This window comes from Cellvibrio japonicus Ueda107, assembly GCF_000019225.1.
GTDB lineage: Bacteria > Pseudomonadota > Gammaproteobacteria > Pseudomonadales > Cellvibrionaceae > Cellvibrio > Cellvibrio japonicus.
This window is the reverse complement of the sequence record NC_010995.1, coordinates 2,591,092-2,613,089: the sequence shown is the minus strand read 5'-3', so window position 1 is coordinate 2,613,089 and position 21,998 is coordinate 2,591,092. Positions and strand designations below refer to the sequence as shown.

The 21,998-nt window shown below is 52.5% G+C and carries 19 protein-coding genes; 7 read left to right on the top strand and 12 right to left on the bottom strand.

Annotated elements, in window-relative coordinates:
- The first annotated feature begins 68 nt into the window (after positions 1 to 68).
- Positions 69 to 1,427 (top strand): outer membrane protein assembly factor BamB family protein, encoded by a 1,359-nt coding sequence (locus tag CJA_RS11015; protein ID WP_012487876.1) that lies wholly within the window; start codon positions 69 to 71, stop codon positions 1,425 to 1,427.
- Between the two features lie 29 nt (positions 1,428 to 1,456).
- On the opposite strand, the gene CJA_RS11010 is transcribed toward CJA_RS11015, so the two are convergent.
- The 6 genes from CJA_RS11010 to CJA_RS10985 form a co-directional block, all read right to left on the bottom strand.
- On the bottom strand, positions 1,457 to 2,365 hold the full coding sequence (locus tag CJA_RS11010; protein WP_012487875.1) for a class II glutamine amidotransferase: 909 nt from the start codon (positions 2,363 to 2,365) through the stop codon (positions 1,457 to 1,459).
- A gap of 127 nt (positions 2,366 to 2,492) precedes the next feature.
- A complete protein-coding gene (locus CJA_RS11005) occupies positions 2,493 to 3,191 on the bottom strand; it encodes an MgtC/SapB family protein (protein ID WP_012487874.1) in 699 nt (232 codons plus the stop codon).
- Between the two features lie 108 nt (positions 3,192 to 3,299).
- Complete coding sequence (locus CJA_RS11000) at positions 3,300 to 4,406, bottom strand: porin (RefSeq protein ID WP_012487873.1); 1,107 nt, start codon at positions 4,404 to 4,406, stop codon at positions 3,300 to 3,302.
- A 298-nt stretch (positions 4,407 to 4,704) separates the two neighbouring features.
- Positions 4,705 to 5,085 (bottom strand): TonB-dependent receptor, encoded by a 381-nt coding sequence (locus tag CJA_RS10995; RefSeq protein WP_012487872.1) that lies wholly within the window; start codon positions 5,083 to 5,085, stop codon positions 4,705 to 4,707.
- Positions 5,086 to 5,135: 50 nt separating this feature from the next.
- Positions 5,136 to 6,209, bottom strand: a complete 1,074-nt coding sequence (locus CJA_RS10990) for an LLM class flavin-dependent oxidoreductase (RefSeq protein WP_012487871.1) — start codon at positions 6,207 to 6,209, stop codon at positions 5,136 to 5,138.
- A 54-nt stretch (positions 6,210 to 6,263) separates the two neighbouring features.
- On the bottom strand, positions 6,264 to 7,592 hold the full coding sequence (locus CJA_RS10985) for an acyl-CoA dehydrogenase family protein (RefSeq protein ID WP_049765444.1): 1,329 nt from the start codon (positions 7,590 to 7,592) through the stop codon (positions 6,264 to 6,266).
- Between the two features lie 536 nt (positions 7,593 to 8,128).
- Here CJA_RS10985 and CJA_RS10980 point away from each other — a divergent pair.
- From CJA_RS10980 to CJA_RS10955, 6 genes are all read left to right on the top strand, one after another.
- Entirely contained in the window at positions 8,129 to 10,783 is a 2,655-nt protein-coding gene (locus CJA_RS10980; RefSeq protein WP_012487867.1) for a TonB-dependent receptor plug domain-containing protein, read from the top strand.
- 11 nt (positions 10,784 to 10,794) lie between these two features.
- Positions 10,795 to 12,036, top strand: coding sequence for an LLM class flavin-dependent oxidoreductase (locus CJA_RS10975; protein ID WP_012487866.1), 1,242 nt, complete (start codon positions 10,795 to 10,797; stop codon positions 12,034 to 12,036).
- Complete coding sequence (locus CJA_RS10970; RefSeq protein WP_041551458.1) at positions 12,029 to 13,597, top strand: ABC transporter substrate-binding protein; 1,569 nt, start codon at positions 12,029 to 12,031, stop codon at positions 13,595 to 13,597. The genes CJA_RS10975 and CJA_RS10970 overlap by 8 nt, the downstream gene beginning before the upstream one ends.
- A 534-nt stretch (positions 13,598 to 14,131) precedes the next feature.
- The gene (locus CJA_RS10965; protein ID WP_012487863.1) at positions 14,132 to 14,944 is read left to right on the top strand and encodes a formate/nitrite transporter family protein; all 813 of its coding nucleotides are present in this window, start codon (positions 14,132 to 14,134) and stop codon (positions 14,942 to 14,944) included.
- Between the two features lie 15 nt (positions 14,945 to 14,959).
- Positions 14,960 to 16,672, top strand: a complete 1,713-nt coding sequence (locus CJA_RS10960) for a bifunctional protein-serine/threonine kinase/phosphatase (RefSeq protein WP_041551457.1) — start codon at positions 14,960 to 14,962, stop codon at positions 16,670 to 16,672.
- Between the two features lie 72 nt (positions 16,673 to 16,744).
- The gene (locus CJA_RS10955) at positions 16,745 to 17,284 is read left to right on the top strand and encodes a GNAT family N-acetyltransferase (protein ID WP_012487861.1); all 540 of its coding nucleotides are present in this window, start codon (positions 16,745 to 16,747) and stop codon (positions 17,282 to 17,284) included.
- 12 nt (positions 17,285 to 17,296) lie between these two features.
- Here the strand turns inward: CJA_RS10955 and CJA_RS10950 are convergent, their stop codons facing one another.
- The 6 genes from CJA_RS10950 to CJA_RS10925 all read right to left on the bottom strand — a co-directional run bounded on the left by CJA_RS10950 (position 17,297) and on the right by CJA_RS10925 (position 21,990).
- On the bottom strand, positions 17,297 to 17,596 hold the full coding sequence (locus CJA_RS10950; RefSeq protein ID WP_012487860.1) for a DUF971 domain-containing protein: 300 nt from the start codon (positions 17,594 to 17,596) through the stop codon (positions 17,297 to 17,299).
- Positions 17,593 to 18,552, bottom strand: coding sequence for a HEAT repeat domain-containing protein (locus CJA_RS10945; RefSeq protein ID WP_012487859.1), 960 nt, complete (start codon positions 18,550 to 18,552; stop codon positions 17,593 to 17,595). The genes CJA_RS10950 and CJA_RS10945 overlap by 4 nt, the downstream gene beginning before the upstream one ends.
- A 25-nt stretch (positions 18,553 to 18,577) precedes the next feature.
- Positions 18,578 to 19,423, bottom strand: a complete 846-nt coding sequence (locus CJA_RS10940) for an ABC transporter ATP-binding protein (protein ID WP_012487858.1) — start codon at positions 19,421 to 19,423, stop codon at positions 18,578 to 18,580.
- Complete coding sequence (locus tag CJA_RS10935) at positions 19,423 to 20,223, bottom strand: ABC transporter permease (protein WP_012487857.1); 801 nt, start codon at positions 20,221 to 20,223, stop codon at positions 19,423 to 19,425. Before CJA_RS10935 ends, CJA_RS10940 begins: the two co-directional genes overlap by 1 nt.
- A gap of 9 nt (positions 20,224 to 20,232) precedes the next feature.
- On the bottom strand, positions 20,233 to 21,624 hold the full coding sequence (locus CJA_RS10930; RefSeq protein ID WP_012487856.1) for an ABC transporter substrate-binding protein: 1,392 nt from the start codon (positions 21,622 to 21,624) through the stop codon (positions 20,233 to 20,235).
- Between the two features lie 120 nt (positions 21,625 to 21,744).
- Positions 21,745 to 21,990, bottom strand: coding sequence for a 4Fe-4S dicluster domain-containing protein (locus tag CJA_RS10925; protein WP_012487855.1), 246 nt, complete (start codon positions 21,988 to 21,990; stop codon positions 21,745 to 21,747).
- Positions 21,991 to 21,998 lie beyond the last annotated feature (8 nt).

Here is a 21,998-nt window from a genome sequence, read left to right as displayed (position 1 = left end):
GCTTAATTAGTCACCGCCTGCGCAACTGCCTAGCCTGAGTGGGTATTTACCACCAGGAGCCTTTTGCGATGAAGCTATTTCATAGATCTATCCATGTTCGTCCCCGTTTTTATTCATCCCTGTTTGTTTCCCTGCTGATGGCCGCCAGTGCCTGTAGCACGACAGCCTCTGTCGGGTCATCGCCTGTGGGCAAAAAGCACGCGGATAAAACGGTCGATGTGCGCAAATTAACCCAGCGCTGGACTTACCCGCTATATGCACCTGTATCGGCAACACCGGTGGTGGTGGGTGAACAACTGTGGGTAGCGGCAGAAAATGGCAATCTCTACGCCTTTGACGTAAAGGCGCGGCGCCTGCAATGGTTGTATCACACTGAGGCCGCCATAGTGTCTACCCCTGTTGTTGCCGATGGGCGAGTGCATTTTTTAAGCCGTGATGGTTTTGTCTACGCATTGGAGCAGCACAGCGGAAAACTCCTGTGGCGATTTGCCACTGGCGGTGAACAGCGTTTTGCGGCTATTGGCGGCTATGGCTATCCCGCCAGCGCCGGGCCTGTGCCCGATCCCTGGGATTTTTATGGCTCGTCGCCCCTGGTCATCGACGGCACCCTGTATGTCGGCAGCAGCGATCATCACGTCTATGCACTGGATGCTGCTACAGGCGATCAGCGCTGGCGTTTTAATACCGGTGCGCCGGTACACTCATCTCCTGTGTATGCCGGCGGAAATATTTTGATTGGCAACTGGGAGACCAAACTCTACGCCCTGGATGCACAAACGGGCAGCGAGCGCTGGCAATTCCAGGGTGGGACTGATCCGCAATACAGTGCCATGCAGGGCTTCACCGCCTCGCCGCGCGTCGATTCGCAGCGGGTTTATATCGGCGCGCGCGATGGTTTCTTTTATGCGCTGCGTTTAACCGATGGCAGCCTTGCCTGGAAATACGATGCCGCCAGCAGCTGGGTACTCAGCAGTGCGGCTATCGATGATAAACAGGTTTACCTGGGCACATCCGATACCGGTTTATTCCTCGCGCTGGATAAAAAAACCGGCCAGGAGAAATACCGCAAAAATACCCGTTTATGGACCTATGCGTCGCCGGTCATTGCTGAAAACCGCTATGTCTTTGCCGCAACTATGGCCGGTGAAATCTATGCCTATGACAAGAATACCGGCCAGGAGCAGTGGTATTACCAGACGGTGGAAGGACGTCGGGATATTAACGATATTGTGGATAACCACACCGGTAAATTGCGCAGTGAAAAATTATTTGCTCCCGATGTGCAAATGCAGGCGGCGGTGGAGCAGGTCAAGGCTCTGGGGGCTTTTGTGGCATCTCCCATATGGGTAAACCAGCAATTGATTGCGGTCAGTGCCAACGGCAATATTGTGTTATTCGATACAGGGCATCGCAAAGGTGCTGACTGACCTGTGTGTCAGTCGCCTGCCAATAACACTCATGCCATTGCCCAATTTATGGTGACAGCAGGGTAGCCGGTGTGCAGTGTTAAAGAGGGTTGCGTAGATTGTTCCATGGATTGTTCTGTTGTAGGTGAAAGCGGGTAGCGATGGCTACCTGCCACCGCTGAACCGGCGCGAAACAGTAAACTTTCACCCGGTTGATAGCAGGTCCAGGTTTCGTCGCGCGTCAGCGGTTTGGTGGCAATCACAATCATCTGGTCTGCAGGTGAATTGTGCGCACTCAAGTCCAGGCTGGTTTCACTATCGACCAGGGTGACCCGTGTAAAAGGATAGCGGCGCTCCACATACGCCAAATGGGTGGAGCAGTGGGTAAACAGCAGGTCGCCGTTGGACAGCATCATATTGAAGGTGCCAAAGGCGGCAATTTCCTGGCTCAAGGCGCGCAGGGCCTGGTAGATCGCCCGATAATCCGGCGGTTTTTGTGCGGTTGCCTGCGGAAAATACTGTTCCAGTCGTTCCAGCAAATAACAGAAGGCGCGTTCACTGTCTGTTTCGCCCACAGGAAGATAGCGACCGCTCAACAGCGGATGAAAATTGTGTAGGTCGCCATTGTGTGAGAACACCCAGGTCTGGCCCCAGAGCTCGCGCTGGAATGGATGGCAGTTGCGCAGGCTGACATCGCCAAAGGTTGCCTTGCGGATATGTGCCAGGATAAGGCGCGATTTAATCTGCTGCGCTTTGATGTTATCAAGCAGGGCTGAATTAGCCGCGGGTTGGTGGTCGAGAAAAATCCGGCAGCGATTATGCGCTGAATCGGTTTCAAAAAAGGCAATGCCCCAACCATCTTTATGCTCGTCAGTCAGGCCGCCACGGGCCTGGAACCCTTCCAGCGAAAAGTTGATGGTGGCGGGTTCTCGGCAACTCATTCCCAGCAATTGACACATGGGCTTAATGATCCACTCTGTAACAAAACAATAAACACCCTGGCATCATAAAGAGGGACAGCACCGGTTCAAAATATCGATTTAGACCTTGCTTATAACGAAACGGCCACGCGTAAACCGCTATGGCCTAGTCTCCCGTTGGAGAAATACGGAATTCACGGACACTGGTATCTTGTCGCCACATATTGGCCAGGTGGGATACGTTGGCGAGGTTGCGGGTTTGCAACACCATGCGGTATTCGAATTGACTGTCACCATTAATGCGATAGCTGATATTGGATACCGTAAAACCCTGTCGGTTAAGCAGGGTAATTAATTCGGTTTCGGGCATGATGTGGTTGCGCGCAAAACTGATCTGGTGATGGACATAGGATTGACTGGGCATCCTGGCTTCGATAAGGCGAAACAGCGACAGTGTGCCCAGGGTAAGGATCACTGCAACACCTGCCGGAAAATAAAAGCCGACGCCAATCAGGATGCCAATCGCCGCGGTAATCCAGATAGAGGCGGCAGTCGTCAGTCCGCGAACACTCAATCCCTCTTTGAAAATAACCCCGGCCCCGAGAAAACCTATGCCGGTCATGATGCCTTGAGCCATCCGTGCCGGGTCGGCCCTGACGGTATTGAGCGGGACATCCGGCAGCCAGCTGGATTGATAGAAGGTCAGTGTCATCAACAGGCTGGATGCAAGGCACACCAGGGTATGTGTGCGAAAACCGGCAGGTCGTCCGTGATAGCTGCGCTCAAGCCCGATAACGCCACCGGCAACCAGGGCGCCGAGCAAATGCATGGCAATCTCCAGTGGTTCTCTGTAGTCGTACAACATTGGCGTGTGTCCGCGACCTTGTTAGCGCACCTGCAAAAAAACAAGAGGCAGGCTTTTATTGGCCCACCCCTTGTTACTTACACCGCAGAATGTGCGAAGCAATTCTACTTAGAAATCGTAACGCAGGCCCAGGGAGAAGCCGCTTGCCGTTTCACCAACTGTAGTGGCAACTGCATCGCCATAACCGCCACCACCGGTAATACGGTAACGCGCCAGTTCATCGTTATCAGCCTGTGCATAGGCGAATAACAAACGGAACTGGTTGCTCAGGATGTAATCGGCACCGACTACAGCCAGGGTAGTACCACTGTCATCCCGGTCTTTGGGGTCCAGGGTATAAATCTGGCCTTTGGCAACCCAGGTGGATGACAGCTTGTAGCTGGCACCGATACCAAAGGTTTGTACATCTTCTTCAAGCGCCTGGTTTTTGATGGTGGCTTGCTGGAACAGGCCGCTCAATGTCAGGTTGGTGAATTTGTAACGGGCACCGACGCGCAGGGCGTTGGAGTCATTGGTCGTTTCCCATTGCTCAGTGGCAACAGAGAAATACAGGTTGCCCGCTTCGTAAGTAAGAGAGGTGCTGTAGGCCGCGGTATCTTCTTCCAGGTTAGCGCCTTCGTTCACTTGTGGCGTGTAGTGCAGGTTGAATACAAAACCGCCACCAAATGCCGGGGTGTTGTAGTAAACCCCGTTTCTGAAACGCGCATCGAAATCCTGGCTGGTGTAAGGTGCGCCGGTGCTGCCGTTAAGGCGGGTTACGTTGCGCAGGTCACCGATCTGGTCGCCAAAGAAATCGACGGCAGAGCGAATTTGTTTAAGTGGTGTATCAATCTGGCCAAGGCGTACGCGACCAAAACCGCCTTCAAGGCCGATGAACGTATCGCGGTTGGCCAGGTTGCCACTGCCATTGTCGTAATTGATCTGGGTCTCTACCTGGAGCAGGCCTTTCAATCCTTCCGCAATGTCGGTACTGGCGCGTACACCGATGCGGCTGGAGTTACTGGAGACGTTGAGGTCACTGTCTGTACCATTGTCCAGGAAGTCAGCAGAGACGTTGGCACGGCCGTAGAAATTCAATCCCGCTGTATTGGCAGATGCCTGGTGTGCGGCGAGCAGGCTGAGAACAATACCGATAGTGGCAGGTAAGGTTTTGCGAGCGAATGAATGCTGGTTACCCAAGGATCCATTTGACCGCGACAATAAATTAGATGACATAGTTATCTCCAGATTAACGTCACGTCCGGTTGCCCGGTCAGTGGTGTGTGTTTTATGCAAGCTCAAGGGTTATTAGAGGTAGCGCGTTCAGTTCGCGTCTTAACTCGTGCTGCGGGATGACTGATTAGCCGACAGCGGGGCCATACTAATCAGCGCGATTTATAACGAGAAATACTGATTTTTTCTTAGCTTATTCCGGTAAAAGTTATAGCTATAGAGTTTGGTGGAATATGCGCTGGAGGCCTGCCCTGCAGGGCGTGCCGGGAGGGAAATGTTCCCGGCACGAGGGGAGTGGAGCCTAGAATTGGGTGTTGAGGTTAATTCCCAGGGTGCGCGGCGGCGCGCTGGTAATGGCTTCAATTGAGCCTCCCAGTACATTGCCGGATGAGGTTTTAGCCAGGGTGTTAGTCAGGTTGTTGGCAAACAGGAATAAACTCCAGCGGTCGGTTTGAATACCGGCACGCGCGCCCACCAGGGTGTAATCGCCCAGCTCAACCAGCAGTTCATGGCCGGGTATCCGCTCGACGAAACCAACCGTACCGTTGGCGGTAATGGTGTTGGTTTCGCGGAAAACCTGGAATGCCAGGCTGGCTTCATCGCGGGTTTTTTCGATAAAGGCAAGAACGTCTTCACTGAGTGCCAGCTGATCAATAGCACGGGCGGTATTGGATGTAGACATGGTAAACCTCGTTAGTGCAAATGTTGTTAGTACCGATGTTGGATGGGTTGTCAGGCGCTTTTTTTTGCTGCCTGTTGTTCGCGTTTTTTCACTTCCTCACGCACGGCGGGAATAATCCAGCGGCCGTAATCCAGGGCGTCATACAGCGGCTCATAACCGCGATTCAGGAAGGTGGTAACACCTATGTCGTAGTAATCCAGCAGGGCTTCAACAATGGTGTCCGGTGTCCCTACCAGGGCAGTGGAATCGTGGGTTGCCCCGACGGCTGTGGCGGTCGATAACCACAGGGCTTTATCGTGGCGTTCGCCGCGTGAAGCTGCCGCAAGCAGGCGCTTGGTGCCGGTACCGGGAACACGACCGGCAATAGGTTGGTAATTTTTTTCCAGGGTTGCCTGAATCTCCCGGGCTTTTTTCCAGGCCAATTCTTCCGTCGGGCCAATAATCAGGCGTACCGATAAGCTGACACGCGGTGTTTCGACACCGGCTTGTTGCGCCGCTGCACGTAATTTCCCGATCTGTTCTTTGACATCGGCCAGTGGTTCACCCCATAGCGCATAAAGATCGGTATGGCGTGCAGCCACCGGGTAGGCCGCATCAGAAGAGCCTCCGAGGGAAATAGGAATATGTGGTTTGGTTAACGGCTTTAATGGAATGAATGCGTCTTTGACGTTGAAGTATTTGCCTTCGTAATCGAAGGGTTTATCGGAGGTCCAGGCCAGTTTGACAATATCCAGGTATTCACTGGTACGCGCATAGCGCTCATCCTTGTCAAGCAGGAATTCCCCGTGTCCCGGTTCCGCGGTGATACCGGTAATCGCATGCAGGCGCAGGCGACCGCCACCGGTGTAATGGTCGGCTGTGGCAAATGCGCGCGCTGCAATGGTAGGCGCGATGAGTGCCGGGCGGTGGGCGATCATAAATTTAAGTCGCTCGGTATGTGCAGCGGCGTAACTGGCTGTTAGCAAGGGATCGTGGGTTAGGGTCAGTACACTGTCAAATCCGGCATGCTCGTGTGCCCGTGCCAGGTCGCGCAAATATTCAAGGTCAATACCGCCCTGGTTACTGCCGCCGGGGCCGGCTAATTGGTTGCGTGGGAAAAGCCCACCGACAAATTCAACAGGCATGATACCTCCTTAAAAAATCGTGAAAAATCAGTTGTGGGTTAACCATAAAAAGAGTCAGGCATCCGGGTTGGCCGCCGCTGCCAGTTCGGCGCGCTTGGCGCGAATGGCAGCACCATATTCATCCGGCGGGACACCATTCAGGTAATAGTTGCCGACATGGTGCAGGCGCCAGCGAATCGGATCGTGGGTGGTGTGCACGCGCGCATCGGACCAGAAGCGATCCAGGTTCCATTTCGTCAGCGATGCGCTGGCACCGAGCAGGGAAAACATATCGCTGGAAACAAACAGGGAGGCGTGATCGGATTGTGCCCTGGCGGATGCAACTGCAAGAATAAGTTCGTCTTGTAATTCAGTGTTGTCAGGGTCAAGCAGGTGCTGGTCAAATATATCGGCGGCGTAACGCAATAATGCTTCGGCGCCGCGCACCGCCACTGCGTATTCGCCAATGCGTTTAATAATATGCGGCTCATCGGCGGCACGCTCCACGTCTGCATCGACCCAGGGGCGCGAGTGATTGCGTAAATAATCGGTTGCTGCCGCCAGGGCACCACGGGCAATACCTGTATCGATCGCCGCGTGCAAAATCTGCGGCCAGGTTAATCCTGTGCGTGCCATTGCCCTGGCGGGACTTCCGGGTTTGGGGATAAAACGCTCATCAACGGTGACATTGTCAAAAATAACCGTTCCACTGACAGAATGCTGCTGGCCAAAGGCACGCCAGTCATCTACCAGGGTCAAGCCCGGCGTATCCCTGTGTAAAAGCACACCTACAGGGCCCAAATCGGATGAGGCTGTCAGGGATATCCATTCGGCCAGGTAGGAGCCTGTTGAATAAAACTTACGCCCATTCAGTACATATTTTCCATCTGCCGTTTTTTCAACACGCGTGTTATGCGCAAATTTATTCTTGCCCCCTGTTTCTGCCAGTGCATTGCCAAAGCGTTTTCCATTCAGGATATCGCTCACTAACCTTTGGCGAAACGCATCGTCCGGACGGGTAAAGACACCGCGAATCATGACGTTATGGATTTGCAGCAATTGGCCAACACCACCATCAGCGCGTGAGATGATTCTTACCACATCAACCACTGTCTTGATCGACGCGCCCAATCCACCGAGGTGCCGCGGTACAAAAATAGCGGTCAGCCCGGATTGCGACAGGCGCTCTGCCTGGCGCCAGGGGATCTGGTTATTTTCGCTGGCATCCCTGGCGATCGCGGCAATATCCTCAGCAACCTGATGGGCAATCGCAATCGCTTCCTCTTCGCTGCTAATGACAGCTGCTGTTATGGGCGTTATCACTGAAGCCGGTGTGGCAATAGATGATGAGTGGCGTAACTCTGTAGGAATGGCTGTTGTGGCGCTAGCTTCGGAAATACCCATCACACAAACCTTTAATGGCCAAATAAAATAATAGGTTGCATAGCAGCTTGTGTGCCTGTTTTTGCCAAGGAGTTAAACCGGCAAAGAACTGAGCTAATAAATAATTGTTTTATATGGGGAAATAATAATTTTCAACGAATAGGTTAGCGCGCCGGGCAATACATTCCTTCACGCTGTTGGGTTGGATAATGTTGGTTTTTGATGCCACTCCTGTCTTTTTGCCAACAACGAATTTGGTAATTGTGTAAAAACAAACAGTGAGTTTACGCGATAGGTTAAACCCCGGATGTTGATATTTTTCCAGTGCTATCTGTGGTCTTGTTGAAAAGTAAACAATAGGTCCTGTTTCTGTGCGGGTAGGTGTAATAACAGGAAACAGGGATGTTTATAAATCACCATTTCCACACTGGAAAATTATTTATTTTATATGGCATAGGTATTGCTGACCGCCTGCTAATTCCAGTTTGTTTGCACGTTTTATAAATCCCGGTGCGAATAAGCAATACGTCAATATTCATATCATTGAGGAGTTGGTAGTGTCAGCCAAGCTGTTTTTGAATCCACGCGATAAGTCTTTTTCGCATACCCTGTTGTATAGCGCTGTGGTGTTAAGTGTTTTTTCGGCAGGAGCTGTTGTGGCCCAGGTCGATGACAGGAAAAAAACGCAGGAATCCAAAACCCTGGAAACCGTGATTGTACATGGCAATAAAGTCAACAGCGCTGACGATGTGTTGCCGGGCCGCAAGGTCAGGGGAATTTATGGCACTGAGACCTCTGTTGTGGATACGCCGCGCTCAGTGTCACAAATTAACGCAGAACAACTGGCAAAAGACCCCATTTTCAGCGCTGACGATTTAATTAAGTACACACCCGGTTTAACCAAGGGCGGTGGACAAAATGCCGGTATTGCGCCTATTTTTCGCGCCCAGGGTTCCGAGGTATTCCAGGATGGACAGCGTGGCTACAGTGTGCGTCACCCCGCGAACCTGAATGCCTACGAAGGGGCGGATATTGTGGCTGGCCCATCGTCGGTTGTGTTTGGCTCTGCAACAGGTAGCGGTGGTTACATCAACTATTTGACCAAGAAACCTAAGTTCGACCAGCAGCAAACACGTATCAACGGTGTATTGGGAACCTGGGTTCCCGATGGCGATTCACGCAGCGGTTCCCGCGTAACGCTGGATACTACAGGCCCAATCAGTGAAGACCTGGCATACCGCGTCAGTATCACCCGTCAACGCTGGGAGGATTATTACGATAATGTTGAAAGCAATTTTGATGCTTATTATGGCGCGATTGCCTGGCAGCCCAGTTCGAATTTTCGCCTTGATTGGAATGTCAGCTATGACGATTATTTTGACTGGAATATTACCCACGGCTGGAACCGTGCATCGCAGGAACTGGTAGACAGCAGCCAATACTGGGCCGGGCGTGCTACGCCGATTATCCAGAATGGCAGTAATTACTGGTCCCCTGTTTTTGCAACCGGTGCGGCAGATTCGACCGTGCTGGGCTGGGTACGTCGCAGCCGCGATACGGCTACGGGAAAATACCTGGTTGTTGAGGATAGCTTCCAGACAACATCACCCAATACCCTGCAGTCGCCCGGCGTGGTGCGTGGATGGATTTATGACCCGACTTTGGCAGGTAATGAGCTGGTGAAATTGTCACCCCAGGTTTCGCAGCGCGCTGAAGACCAAAATACTTCCGAGCGTACCAAGAGCCAATTGCGTTTACAGTGGGATTTGGCAGCCAATATCAGCCTGGTTAACAGCACCTATTTCCAGGACTCGGCCGACACCACCGATGCAACAGCCACCTTCCAGGTGCAGTCCAAAGACAAGATTGTTGATAATCGCACCGAGTTCCTGTGGAAGGGGGAATATAACTTGTTCAATCTCTCTGTGGTTCATGACACCAACACCGGTGTGATCTACCGCAACGAGAAAAATCGCTCAATCGCGGCCAATAACAGTTTTTTCCATATCAATGCCTATGATATTTCCCTGGATACTTCGACCAAAAGTCCGCAATACCTGTTTGGTATTACAGACCTAAACCCTGCCGGTGGTAATGCTGCCTGGATTGGTGAAAACGCCGGTGTGAGGGTTTATTCCGAGTATTTCGGTTATTTAAACTTCCCGGGTATGGTCGCTATTGAAAATGGCAAAAAACTCTATGCCGAGACTTATGCGTCTTATACATCCCAGGCAGATTGGACCACGGTCACGGCATTTACCCAGCATAATTTCCTGTTTGAAAATCGCTATGGTTTGAACCTGGGCGCAAGCCGCAGCTATGTTGATGCCAGTATTAAAAACCCGCTGGCCGATCTCGATCCGCAAGGGCGTGAGCGTAAGGACAGTGATAGCTACAGCCTTTATGCCGGCCAGGTCAGCCTGTATGTCAAACCCACCGAAAATAGCTCGGTTTATGTAACCTATGATCGCTCTATTGCGATTAATACCGGCGGTTTTGCCAGTACCCTAAGCTGGGGGGCTAATTCAACGGCAAACCCGAATGGTGCCAACGAATTAAATGACCTCGCGTTTGACAGTTTGAGTGAGCTCTATGAGGTAGGTTACAAAACCAATATTGGCGATAACCTTTTTTGGTCTATCGCCTGGTTTGAGCAAGCCAGGGATACCAATCCGGATCAATTCAACAATATTGCCCGTTTTCATGTAACTGGTGTTGAATCGGTATTGCGTTATCAATTTAGCGAACAGTTGCGCTCGGGATTGAACCTGACAAAAATTGAAGGCTATAACGAATACCAATCACAAGCCGGTTTTGCGCCACGCGGCTTTGTTGCGGATGGCAGTACGGTATTCAGTGACAACAATGTTCTGAATCTATTGCCCGCCGGCCGTTTTGATGCGGTACAAATTCCTGAATATACCCTGAGTGGTTTTGTCGATTACCGTTTTACGTCCGGTTTTGGTGTAGAACTCTCTGCCTGGTGGACCAGTGATTGGTATGTAAACCTGAGTAAAACAGTGAAAATCCCCAATGAATTTAATATTGATTCCACGTTTTACTACCGCGCCGACAACTGGAGTGCTGCATTACAGGTACTTAACCTGACCGATGAATTGAACTTTGTAAATGGGCTATCGGCGCCAACCAACACCTTTCTGCAACCTATGCGGGGTCGTTCAGTGCAGGCGCAATTTGAGTACAAATTTTAAGGAGCTTGATCATGGCGGTGAAAATACTCTGGTACCTGACTGCACCGGATGGCACTGTTCCCTGGGAGCCTGATGGGCGTTGGGATACGGGCTTTGATCACCTGCAACAGTTGGCCGCGACGATTGACAAGCTGGGTTATTACGGTGCATTGCTGGCTACCGGTTTTGGCGGCAATGAAGTCCTTACGGTAGCCTCGGCTACCCTGTCGGTGACCAAGCGGATGAAATTCCTTGCTGCGATTCATCCGGGATTATTATCACCAGCCAAGCTCGCACAAATTGCACTGACGTTTGATAATTTTTCCGGCGGCCGCCTGTTGCTCAATGCGGTAAATGGCAATGATGCTACATCCCATGCCTTTGGTGTGCACTATGGCCATGACGAACGCTACGACTTCAGCCGCGAATACTGGCAGGCGTTCAAGGAGTCCTATTTGGGTCAGGAACATGGCTACCAGGGTAAATTTGTCCAGCTGGCGCCGCGCCCGCAACTTGCTGCCGGTTCACGCCGCGGTGTGGCCGGTGGTGGCGGTTTAAAACCCGTTCAACCCAATGGGGTTGAGTTATGGGGCGCCGGTACTTCGGCCCCCGGTGTTGCCCATTCGGTAGAGTTGCTTGATGTGTATCTCAGCTTTGCCAATACGCCGCCAAAGCTGGGTGAGAAATTCCGCCGTGTCGCTGCCGAGGCTGCCAAGCTGGGGCGTACATTGCGTTTTGGTACACGCTTGCAAATCATTGTGCGCGAAACCGAGCAAGAGGCATGGGACTATGCGCAATGGCTGGTGGATAACACCTCGGTTGAATATGCTATTGAGTCGATTAAGCGCCAGTTGCCGCCGGGAGAAACCCTTGAAACCTATCAAAGCCCCGACCCGCAGGTGCAAAGAAACCTGGACGTGATTCGCTCTGGTCGCCTGCCTGCGGCAAAAGATTTTGAAATCTATCCCAACATCTGGACCGGGCCTGCATTGCATGGCTTTAACGTACTGGGCCCGCTGGCAGGTACTACCCTGGTGGGTAGTGCGGAAAATATTGCAACGCGTATCCGCGAATTTGAAGCTGAGGGGGCGGAGGCCTTTATCCTGTCCGGCTGGCCGCTGATTGAAGAAGCCCATCGCGTAGCGGATTTGCTGTTCCCCTTGCTGGATCTCGATCACGGTTTTGACGTACCTATCCTCAACAAAAGCCGCTTGGCGGCGAGAAAGGCCACTGCCGTTGAATCCACACCAACGCAAAAGGCCGCTTATGTATAAAGAATTAACCCGCCGTGGTTTTTTGGTATCAGGTGCTGCGTTGGGAGGTTCGCTGCTGCTTGGCGGTGGACTTTCCGGTTGCAGCCAGGATACGCCTGTTGTGCCTTTGCTTGATCTCAACACCTCGGAACCGCGCTATGGTGGGCGTTTGCGTTTGGGTGTTATTGATGGTGACCAGACGGGCTCACTGGATGTGCATAAGCCAACCAGTACCGGCAGTACCATTCGTGGTTTTGCGCTTTACAGCAAGTTGTGGGAATGGGATGAAAATATGTTTCCTCGCCTGGCGCTGGCTGAGGAAGCGGAGGTCAATGCAGATGCGACAGCCTGGATTATACGGCTGAAACCGGGCCTGGAGTTTCATCATGGAAAAACCATTGATGCGGATGATTTAATTTTTTCCATTCGCCGCCTGAGTGATCCGCAATTGGCATCGCCCTATGGAAATTATGTCAATATTGTCGATCGGGACAATCTCGAAAAACTTGACAACAGAACCGTGCGTATTCGCTTTAAAGAGGGGCGTTCGTTTTTGTCGCTGCCGGATACCTGGGTAAATTTTGGCGGCATAGTGCCGGTGGATTATCATCCGGTGAATAATCCGGTAGGGGCAGGGCCCTATAAACTCAAACAATTTTTACCGGGGCAGCGCTCGCTATTTACCCGCTTTGAGCATTATTTCAAGCCGGGCCAACCCTATGCTGATGAATTGGAAATTATCGATTTTAAGGATCAGATATCCCGCTATGCGGCCTTGGTCGGTGGGCAAATTGACATTGCCAATGCGATCGCCCCTGAACAGAAAACACTGTTTGATAATAATCCCAAAGCCAAATTGCTGGTATCCGAGAGTGGAACCTGGCGCGCATTCAATATGAATACGGCGAAAGCGCCGTTTGATGATGTGCGTGTTCGCCAGGCATTTCGTTTACTGACCAATCGCCAGGAGTTGGTTGATCGGGTATTGATCGGTGAAGGGCGCATCGCCAACGATCTTTATGCGCCCCATGATCCCACCTTTAACCGCCATATTCCGCAGCGTCAACTGGATATTGCCGAGGCAAAATCTCTATTGCGTTCTGCGGGCCATGACAAGCTCACCCTGGAATTGACCACAGATGCAGCCGGTGCCAATGCAGCACTGGTATTTGCCGAGCAGGCACGTTTGGCAGATGTCAGGATCCATGTGAAAAAAATTGATAACGCTACCTTCAATGGCCCACGTAAAAATGAATGGGTAATGAGTACCGGCGGCTCATTGGGACAACCATTCCTGGCGCAGGCCACCAGCCAGGATGGCCCTACCTCGGCATCCAATCGAACCAATTTCCGTGATGAGCGTTTTACCCAGCTGTATTTTGCTGCCCAGGCGCAACCCGACCTTGGATTGCGTACACCACTGGTGCATGAGGCGCAGGAAATCCAGCACAGTCGTGGCGGATTATTGATTTGGGGCTTTACCAATTTCCTCGATGGTTATACCGATAGGGTAGGCGGCCTTACTGCAGAATGCTCACACTTTTCCACCTGGCGCTTTGACAATATCTGGTTGCGTTCATAGCCTCGGCTGGTGCTGTGACGATACTAAAAACGCCTGCTCATCGGTGATCGCAGCACTGGAGTTTGAAGCACCCTGAATAAGATAAACAAAGTTCTGAGACTGTATTCGTGAAAAAAATTCTGATCATTGGCAGCGGTGGTTCCGGTAAATCCACCCTTGCCAGGCAATTGGGTAAATATTTGCAGATAGAGGTTGTGCATTAAGGATTAGCCGTAGAGATACCCTGAAAGGGAGCGCATCCTGGTCTGGGCGGATTTGATTGCCAGGTCCCATGAATACAGTAGATATGCACTTATTAGGTGCTTTGTGTATGCGATGTGATCATTAATAGTGCTTTATATAAATTTTTTGTGTTCCATTAAGGGTTGTTTTTCATCTGTGCGTGTCATTTTTGGTGCATTGCCGGGGCAATAAACCTGATAAAACGTCTTCGTATCGCCGTTAAACCTGTGAAAACACGTCATAACGGTGGCTGGCATGATGGTTGCTCAACAGGGGTATTACTAATCATTCCTGTTTGGGAGATACAACATCATGGCTTATATCGAACCCAGTGAATTTGTCACCAAGATGGTCGACTCCGGTGAGCAGAAGGTTTATATGTCCAGCAAGGACACGCTGATCCGGGCGTTCATGGCGGGGGCTATTTTGGGTCTGGCGGCCATGTTCGCCATTACCGTGACCATCAATACCGGTTCGCCCCTGCTGGGTGCAGTGCTATTCCCTGTCGGTTTCATCATGCTCTACCTGATGAAGTTCGACCTGCTGACCGGCGTGTTTACCCTGGTACCTCTTGCCTGGCTCGACAAACGCACAGGTGTGACTATCCAACAGGTATTGCGCAATTGGGGGCTGGTGTTTGTGGGTAACTTTGCCGGTGCGCTGACGGTGGCCTTCTTTATGTCGTTTGTGCTGACTTACGGCTACAGTGTTGATGGCGGTGAGATAGCCGCCAAGGTCGGTAATATTGGTGAGTCGCGGACACTGGGCTATCAGTCCCATGGCGTGGCGGGTTGGTTGACGATTTTCGTGCGCGGCATTCTGTGTAACTGGATGGTGTCCATGGGGGTTGTGGGCGCGATGATTTCCACTTCGGCGGGCAGCAAAATGGCGGCTATGTGGATGCCGGTGATGCTGTTCTTCTACATGGGTTTTGAGCATTCCATCGTCAATATGTTTCTCTTTCCCTTCGCCATGATCATGGGCGGTGATTTTTCCGTGGCCGACTATATGCTGTGGAATGAATTGCCCACGGCGCTGGGCAATCTGGTGGGCGGTTTCCTGCTGGTGGGATTGCCGCTGTATCTGACCCATGTACGTACCAGCCCGGCGCGTCGCCTTGCTTGATAGTCATGCCTGATAATGGATTCACAACAACTTCGCGTCAGCATCGGCCAGTACACATCGCGCGGCAGCAAGGCGGTGAATCAGGATTTCATCGGCGCACGCCTGCCGCGCGAGCCATTGTTAGGTGCCAAGGGAATTGTATTGGCTATTGCGGATGGTATCAGCAGCAGTCAGGTCAGCCAGATAGCGAGTGAAACCGCCGTGAGTGGTTTTATCGAGGATTACTATTCCACACCCGATGCCTGGTCAACCCGGCATTCAGCGCAGCGGGTGTTGCAGGCGATCAATTCCTGGCTGTTTTCCCAGACTCACAATAGCCCCTATCGTTTTGATAAGGACAAGGGATATATCTGTGCTTTCAGCACGCTGATTATCAAATCGCGCAAGGCGCATATTCTGCATTCAGGCGATACGCGCATTTACCGTCTGGCAGGCAAACACCTGGAACTGCTGACCCAGGATCACCGCCGTGTGGTGGATGAGGAAACCAGTTACCTCACCTCGGCTTTGGGTATTCGTCCGAATCTGGAGCTGGACTATCGCCAGATTGATCTCGAGCCCGGCGATATTTTTGTCCTGGCCAGTGACGGTGTATACGATTTTTTTGATCCGCAAACCCTGGCCGGGATATTGCCGCAGGCCGATGATTTGAACCGGGTGGCCAAAATGATTGGCCAGCAGGCGCTGGAATCCGGTAGCCGGGACAATCTCAGTGTGCAACTGGTGCGCGTGGAATCCCTGCCGGATCATCACGTCAGTGATCTTTCCCGGCAGGCGTCAGCCATGCCGCTGCCGCCCCGGCTGGAAGCGCGCACGGCGTTTGATGGCTACACCATTATCCGCGAACTCTATATCAGTCCTCGCAGCCATGTGTATGTGGCGCAGGACAATCAGAACCAGCAACTGGTGGTGATCAAGGTGCCCTCCACCGAGGGCCGGGAAAATCCCCAATACCTTGAGCGGTTTTTGATGGAGGACTGGATTGCCCGGCGGCTGGATAACACCCATGTGCTCAAAGCCATCACACAAACCCGCATGCGCCGTTTTCTTTATCTGGTGACGGAATATATCGACGGTCAGACCCTCACCCAGTGGATGCAGGACAACCCCAATCCCGGCCTGCCAAAGGTGCGGCAGGTTGTGGAGCAGATCGCCAAAGGCTTGCAGGCATTTCATCGGCAGGAGATGGTGCACCGCGATCTACGCCCCAACAACATCATGATCGATGCCAGTGGTACCGTGAAAATTATCGACTTTGGTTCCACCTGGGTGGCGGGCATCAGCGAAAGTCGCAGCGAAGACCAGACTATCCACGGCACAGCGCTCTACACCGCCCCCGAATGTTTTCTCGGTGAGCAAAGCGATGCCCGTGGGGATATTTATTCACTGGGTGTCATCACCTACCAGATGCTGGGAGGCGGCCTGCCTTACGGCGCTGGTATCGCCAGGGCACAGAAGTTGACGGCGCAACGCAAGCTGCGCTACCGCAGCCTGCACACATCGCATAAAAACATTCCCGTCTGGGTGGATGAATGCCTGCGCAAGGCGGTGCATATCCACCCGCTCAAGCGTTACCAGGTTTTGTCGGAGTTCATCCATGATCTGCATCACCCGAACAGCACTTTTGTCAACAAGGACCGCCCGCCGTTGATGGAGCGCAATCCGGTATTGGTGTGGCAGTGTATTTCGTTGATCCTGTTGATCTTGCTAGTGGTACAGTGGGCGTAAGACTATGCAAATGGGTGGGGGGAGTGTGATTTTCTCTTGCGATGGAAAAAACTTTTTTAATTTAAGGTTTATATGCCAAATATCTTTACAGAAACCATGGATACCGCGCGTTTACGGTTGCGCAAACCAAGCCTCGAGGATGCAGAGGCCATTTTTACCACCTACGCCCAGGATCGGGAAGTGACACGCTATTTGATCTGGAAACCTCATGTATCTCTGGCGGATACCCGGGATTTTTTAGCGGGTGTGTTGGATGCCTGGGATGCCGGTGAGCGGTTCGATTATGTAGTTGAACAAAAGGTTTCCAATACATTGTTGGGGATGTGCAGTGTCAGGGTAAATGGCTGCCAGGTTGATTTCGGTTATGTGTTGGGGCGCGATTATTGGGGCCAAAGTTATATCCCTGAAGTTATCAATATGTTGGCAGAAAAAGCCTTGGCCGATCCTGCCATAAATCGTGTGCAAGCGACATGTGATATAGAAAATAAAAATTCGGCCCGGGTACTGGAGAAGTGCGGGTTTATCTGGAAGGGGCGTTTGGAAAACCATATCATTCACCCCAATATTTCACCAGAGCCCCGCGCAAGCTATTTGTATGAAAAGGCGCGATAAACACGTCGCCATTCAGCAACGCTTTTTAGCGAGATAAACCCAGGGAAAAATTCCCCGGTCATGGCCATCGCTGAACACCAGTTGCACACCATACCCCATATGATGGATAGCGGTGATTGCAATATCCTCCGCAACCAGTGATATGTTTCCGCGCAGACGGTTGGCGCGGCAGCCTGCGCAGGGGCAGCTGCCACGCAACTCGATCCAGGAGATTTCGTGTGCGTCAGTTTCCGTCCATTGGATAACCAGTGAGCGGGTGTTGCGCCGGTTGCGAATTGCCAAAGGCGCAGGGCAATTGCCGGGCAGGTTCATGCTGTTGCCTGGGTAATTTGCTGTATGGCAATACGCGCGGCTTTGCGAACTTCGGGATCAGCATCCTGTTCGGTGTGTTGTAATGCGGACAGGGCTTGTGCATTACCCAATTCACCCAGGGACAGCGCTGCTTCTTTGCGCAGGTTGCTGATGCTGTGACCCAGGGTGTCGATCAAGGCGGCCAATGCTTGGCCAAAACGCAATTTACCCAAGGCCCGTGCCGCTTGCAGGCGCACCTGCCAGTAATCGTCATGCAGTGCCTGGATCAATATCCCGCCGCTGTCGTGATGGCGTAATTTGCCCAGGGTGCTGGCGCTTTCTTCACGCACTCGCCAATCGCTGTCAGCCAATGCCTGGTTCAGAGAGGACAGTACACTGGCATCTTCTGCAAAGCCCAGGGCGCCCACGGCCGCACGGCGCACATCGGCGTTGTTATCGCCGCTGGCTAATTGTGCCAGTTGCGGCAGTGCGGGTTGGTATTTCAACCAGCCAAGTACACCTACGGCTTCGCGTCGAATACCCGCATCGCTATCGTTCAGGGATTCCAGTGCAACCACTGCACTTTCCGGCAGGCGTATTTCGCGCAGTGCGCGCAAGGCGCTGTGCCGCACATTGGTGTTGGGATGCTTTACCCAGGGCAGGATAATTCGCCCGCTGTCGGGGTTTTTCAATTGGCTCAGGCTTTGCGCTGCTGTTTGGTTAACCATAGCTTCCGCATCGGTTAATGCATGGCACAGGGCTTCGACGACATCGGGCTCTTCCCAGGCTTCCAACAGGCGTGCAGCTTCGCTGCGTACCTGAGGGTCTTTATCCAGGCGCAGGGCATTCACCAGCCAGGGCAGGGCATCGGGGTCTTCAAGGTCAGCCAGTTCGATCAGGGCGATGCGGCGCACGCCGGCATCGTCGTGTTCAAGGCGGGGTTGCAGGTCGAGGATAGCGCTATTGTCGGTAAACATATCGGCTCACGGTGAATAATGTTTTTTAAATTGCAAAACGCGGTGTTGTGTCCTTGGGTAAACCCAGGGGGGACAGACGCGGCAATGCCTGTCCTTCTTCATGGCGCAACAATTCCAGGCAGTGGCGCTTGAGCTGCATAAATGCAGCACTGGTTACCAGTTCTGTGTGGCGTGGGCGGGCAAAATCCACCGGCAAGTCTTCAATAATACGGCCGGGGCGGGGACTCATGACCAGGATGCGATCGGCGAGGAACAGGGCCTCATCAATATCGTGCGTTACAAAAATAACTGTGGTGCGAATTCGCGTCCAAATATCCAACAGCAGTTGTTGCATATCCATACGGCACTGCGCATCCAATGCACCGAAAGGCTCATCCATCAGCAGCAGGCGAGGGCGATTCACCAATACCCGTGCAATCTCCACCCGCTGTTGCATGCCACCGGATAATTGGCTGGGCCAGCGATCTTCAAACCCCGCCAGGCCAACCAGTGAAATAATGTCGCGCGCCTGCTGATAGCGTTCGCTTTTGTTGAGCCCGCGCATCTTGAGTCCAAACGCAACATTGTCGATAACCTTGCGCCAGGGAAAGAGCGTGTGTTGCTGGAATACCATACCTCGCTCTGGCGAAGGCCCCTGGATTGGTTGGTTATCCACGTGCAATTCTCCACCACTGGGTAATAGGTGGCCGGCAAGGGCGCCCAGCAAGGTGGATTTACCGCAACCGGATGGCCCGAGGATGCAAATAAATTCGCCGGATTTAATCTTGACTGATACATCCTGGACGGCCTGGAAGCGATCCTTATCCTGTCCTAAATGGATGGAAATATGTTGCAGGCTGATATTGCCGGGAAATTGTTCGGATGCGTTCATCACACTTGCCTCCGCAAGTAGTACCAGGGAATAAACAGATTACCAAGGGTTTTTACCAGCAAGCTGCTGCCCATACCCAGTACACCAATCAGCAGCATACCGACGACAATATCGGCGTAATTCTGGATCACATAGGATTCCCAGGTGTAATAGCCGATGCCCCATTGGCCGGAAATCATTTCTGCGGTTACCAGGCAGAACCAGGAGGTTCCCATGCCGATGGTCAGGCCGGTGATAATGCTGGGTGCAGCGCCGGGCAGGATCACTTCGCGCAAGATAGCCGACGCGGAAGCCCCAAGGCTTTTAGCCGAGGCAATCAGGCGTTTGTCCACTGCTTCAACACCGTGGATGGTATTGAGCAGGATGGGAAAGAGTGCGCCGGTAAAGGTGATGAAAATCATCGACAATTCTGACGAGGGAAACATCAATATGGCCAAGGGAATCCAGGCGACGGCAGGAATAGGGCGGAGCACTTCCAGGGGCGGTAGTAAAAAAGATTCGACCCGGTGTGAGCGGCCAATTAACAAACCCAGTGCAATACCCAGCAGTGCTGCTGAAAAATAACCGGCAAAGACACGGCTTAAACTGCTGCCAAGGTGCGGCAGCAGCTTGCTGGAAATCACCAGGTTCCAGGCGGCATCCGCTACCGCGCCAGGTGTAGGTACATAGGTGAAGGCAATAACGCCAAAATTGAATTTATAGGTTGAGGCCAGGTACCAGAAGGCCAGGCAGGCCAGCAGGGAGCTGGTCTGCAAGGCGAGGCGCTGCCACTGGCGTGGCCTGTGTGCTCGGGTATTCATGGCTCATTCCTAGCGGCTGGCCGCCACGAAGTCGCGTACCTGGCCACCGTTCTTGCTGGCGTAGGCAGTGGCGTGTTCCCTGAGCAGGAAGGCGTTGAGCTGGCCCTTGTCATCGGCAACAAACCAGGCCTGGGTTGCCAGCAGTTTAATACCACTGTCGTAAGCCTGGGCGTAAACGGCGCGAATACCCTTGCCTTCATTTTCCAGGTCTGCCAGTGCTGCAAAGGCGGCTTCCGGCGAGGCGTAGTGACGTACCTTGGGTTCATCCTTTACCCAGATTTGGGCGAGGCGTTTGACATCGGTAATCGGCTCTCCGGTCACATTATCATTGGCTGCCAGGGGCACAGGTTCGTAATTGTTCAGCGCCTTATCGTAATCTTTGCCCGCTGCTTTGAATGCCGTGCGAATGTATTGATCGCTAATGAAACGATTGATGTCCAGGTCGCGCTCGGTGCGTTTCATACTTTTGAGTGTTTCGATCGCGGTTTGGGTAGCCTGGCGGAATTCCGGTTTCCAGGTCAGGTCGCGGGTTTGCAGACCTAATGGGCCATGGAACAGGTAATTAACTTCCGCTTCTATGCCGGTTACCTTTTCAATCAGCTCGCTGTATTTCTCCGGTTCTGCTGCTAACAATTGGTCGGCCTCTATCACTGCACGCAAATAAGCGACGACAATTTCCGGGTATTTTTCTGCATAGGCGGCATCGACCAAACCGCCGTGGAAGGTTGGGGCATTGGTTTGTGATCCATCAAAAATTTTGCGTGCGAAACCGCGGTTGGGAAACAGGTCAGCAAAGGGAACAAAGTTAGCGTGGGCATCAATACGATTGCTTTTCAGGGCTGAGCCGGCAATTTCCGGTGCCTGGGCAATAATACGTACATCCCGTTCCGGGTCCCAACCCTGGGCGCGGATTGCACGCAATAACACCCCATGGGCTGTTGATGCGAAGGGCACAGAAATGGTTTTACCTTTGAGTTCACTCAGGGATTGCACCGGTGATGCGGCCGGTACCACTATGCCGTTGCCGCTGCCCTTGATACTGCCGGAGAGTACATTGATAAACAGGCTGCGCTTGCCGGCATCGAGAAAGGCGACGCCATTGAACGATGCTGGAAAGTCCGCCATAGCGCCAAAGTCCAGTTTTCCTGCAACCATTTCATTGGTCAGCGGTGCGCCGCTGGTGAAATTACGCCATTGGATATCGTATTTGACATCCTTATATTTGCCGGTTTTGGGTAAATATTTATCCAGCAGGTTTAATTCGCGCACGATCAAACCACCCGCTGCGCAATTGATGGTGGTGTCCTGGGTACCTATGGCAACACGGATGGTTTCTGCCTGTACGGTCAAGCTGGCAGCAGTAGCAAATATCAAGGCTAATACACGGGTATGAAAACGCATGGAGCATCCTCTCTAAAGTCATTGTCGGAATCGTCTCCGCCCCGGGTGCGAGGTGGGCTACGAGAGGTATTGTGAAAAAAGCATCCGAAGTTTTCGGGTAGCAAATATCAATTCGGTAAATCAGCGCAGCAGGTAGGGAATGTCCACCTTGACGGCTCCGGTCGGGCAATCGGTTTCACAGGGCATGCAGTACCAGCACTCGTCGTATTGCATAAAAGCTTTTTGTGTAACCGGATTAATCGCCAGCAAATCCATGGGGCAGACATCGACGCATACGGTACAGCCTTTATGGGCGATACATTTTTCTTCATCGACTGTCACCGGGGCATTGCTGCGAAAGAAAATATTCTGGGCTTGTTGCGACATAATCATTA

What these genes read in the sequence shown, in the direction of transcription:
- CJA_RS11015 (WP_012487876.1), top strand. Translation starts at nt 69, where the DNA reads ATGAAGCTATTTCATAGATCTATCCATGTTCGTCCCCGTTTTTATTCA.
- CJA_RS11010 (WP_012487875.1), bottom strand. Translation starts at nt 2,365, where the DNA reads ATGTGTCAATTGCTGGGAATGAGTTGCCGAGAACCCGCCACCATCAAC.
- CJA_RS11005 (WP_012487874.1), bottom strand. Translation starts at nt 3,191, where the DNA reads ATGTTGTACGACTACAGAGAACCACTGGAGATTGCCATGCATTTGCTC.
- CJA_RS11000 (WP_012487873.1), bottom strand. Translation starts at nt 4,406, where the DNA reads ATGTCATCTAATTTATTGTCGCGGTCAAATGGATCCTTGGGTAACCAG.
- CJA_RS10995 (WP_012487872.1), bottom strand. Translation starts at nt 5,085, where the DNA reads ATGTCTACATCCAATACCGCCCGTGCTATTGATCAGCTGGCACTCAGT.
- CJA_RS10990 (WP_012487871.1), bottom strand. Translation starts at nt 6,209, where the DNA reads ATGCCTGTTGAATTTGTCGGTGGGCTTTTCCCACGCAACCAATTAGCC.
- CJA_RS10985 (WP_049765444.1), bottom strand. Translation starts at nt 7,592, where the DNA reads ATGGGTATTTCCGAAGCTAGCGCCACAACAGCCATTCCTACAGAGTTA.
- CJA_RS10975 (WP_012487866.1), top strand. Translation starts at nt 10,795, where the DNA reads ATGGCGGTGAAAATACTCTGGTACCTGACTGCACCGGATGGCACTGTT.
- CJA_RS10970 (WP_041551458.1), top strand. Translation starts at nt 12,029, where the DNA reads ATGTATAAAGAATTAACCCGCCGTGGTTTTTTGGTATCAGGTGCTGCG.
- CJA_RS10965 (WP_012487863.1), top strand. Translation starts at nt 14,132, where the DNA reads ATGGCTTATATCGAACCCAGTGAATTTGTCACCAAGATGGTCGACTCC.
- CJA_RS10960 (WP_041551457.1), top strand. Translation starts at nt 14,960, where the DNA reads ATGGATTCACAACAACTTCGCGTCAGCATCGGCCAGTACACATCGCGC.
- CJA_RS10955 (WP_012487861.1), top strand. Translation starts at nt 16,745, where the DNA reads ATGCCAAATATCTTTACAGAAACCATGGATACCGCGCGTTTACGGTTG.
- CJA_RS10950 (WP_012487860.1), bottom strand. Translation starts at nt 17,596, where the DNA reads ATGAACCTGCCCGGCAATTGCCCTGCGCCTTTGGCAATTCGCAACCGG.
- CJA_RS10945 (WP_012487859.1), bottom strand. Translation starts at nt 18,552, where the DNA reads ATGTTTACCGACAATAGCGCTATCCTCGACCTGCAACCCCGCCTTGAA.
- CJA_RS10940 (WP_012487858.1), bottom strand. Translation starts at nt 19,423, where the DNA reads ATGAACGCATCCGAACAATTTCCCGGCAATATCAGCCTGCAACATATT.
- CJA_RS10935 (WP_012487857.1), bottom strand. Translation starts at nt 20,223, where the DNA reads ATGAATACCCGAGCACACAGGCCACGCCAGTGGCAGCGCCTCGCCTTG.
- CJA_RS10930 (WP_012487856.1), bottom strand. Translation starts at nt 21,624, where the DNA reads ATGCGTTTTCATACCCGTGTATTAGCCTTGATATTTGCTACTGCTGCC.
- CJA_RS10925 (WP_012487855.1), bottom strand. Translation starts at nt 21,990, where the DNA reads ATGTCGCAACAAGCCCAGAATATTTTCTTTCGCAGCAATGCCCCGGTG.